Below are 1,059 nucleotides of genomic sequence, written 5' to 3'. Positions count from 1 at the left end.
CTAGAGCAGATTCCGATCATTCCGGCTCATATCCTGCGGCTTTAAAGTAGTTCGCGCACTCGGTGGGAGAGAATTCAGGCAGCGCGTCGCGAACAGCATTCCAGAGGTCGTCGATGGTCCGAGCCGCCGCCTTGCGCAGCAGCGCTTTGAGCTTGGCGAATGCGTTCTCGATCGGGTTGAAGTCTGGCGAGTAGGGCGGCAGGTGGCGGAGCACCGCGCCTGCGGCCTCGATGGCGGCTCCGATCGTGGGTCGTCGATGCGCTGGCAGGTTGTCCATGATGACGATCTCGCCGGGCCGCAGTGTAGGGACCAGCACCTGCTCGACATAGGCCTCAAACGCGTCACCGTTCATGGGCCCGTCGAGCACCATCGGCGCGGTCATTCCGGACAGTCGCAGCGCCCCGGTGAACGTCGTGGTCATCCAGTGCCCGTGCGGCACGGCCGCTCGGCATCGCTGGCCACGCTTCGCCCGACCGCGGAGGCGCGCCATCTTGGTCGTGGCGCCGGTTTCGTCGATAAAGACCAGGCGCGTGGGGTCGAGGTCAGGCTGGGCTTCGAACCACGCCTCCCGCCGCGCGGCGACGTCGGGTCGCTCCTGCTCGCTTGCGTGCGCTGTTTTTTTTGAAGGTCATGCCGTGGCGGTCGAGAAACCGCCAGATCGTGCTGGGTGCGAACACTGCGGCGTGGTCCCGCTCGAGCATGGCAGCGAGCTCGACCAGGGTGACGTCCTTCTGGGTCTCGATTGCCGACAGCAGAACCTCGCGAAAGGCTTCAACGCGATGAGAGCGCAGGTCACCGCCCTTGGGCTTGGCAGTGGTAATGCCGGTGCTGCGCCACTCGCGCACCCACCGTATGGCCGTGGAGACGCCGACGCCAAAGCGCCGGGCGGCGGCGTTGCGGGACATGCCACCGCCGACCGCGGCGATCACGCGCGAGCGAAGATCCTGGGAAAGGGTCTGAGACATCCATGCTGGCCTCCAGCCCAGCCAGCATGGTGAATCAAACTCGCGCCGCGTCGGGCAAGAGCTTTCGAGTCGGATCGGTCAGATCGTGCTCTAG

At 65.6% G+C, this 1,059-nt stretch carries 1 protein-coding gene; it reads right to left on the bottom strand.

The features are described 5' to 3' along the window. Positions 1 to 16: 16 nt before the first annotated feature. A protein-coding gene (locus FE263_RS21925; RefSeq protein WP_240760073.1) for an IS630 family transposase occupies positions 17 to 965 on the bottom strand; the annotation gives its coding sequence in 2 pieces (ribosomal slippage) (positions 17 to 623 and positions 622 to 965; 951 coding nt in all). Positions 966 to 1,059 lie beyond the last annotated feature (94 nt).

This window comes from Lichenicoccus roseus (assembly GCF_005844085.1).
Taxonomy (GTDB): Bacteria; Pseudomonadota; Alphaproteobacteria; order Acetobacterales; family Acetobacteraceae; genus Lichenicoccus; species Lichenicoccus roseus.
This window is presented reverse-complemented; position numbering and strand designations above follow the sequence as displayed.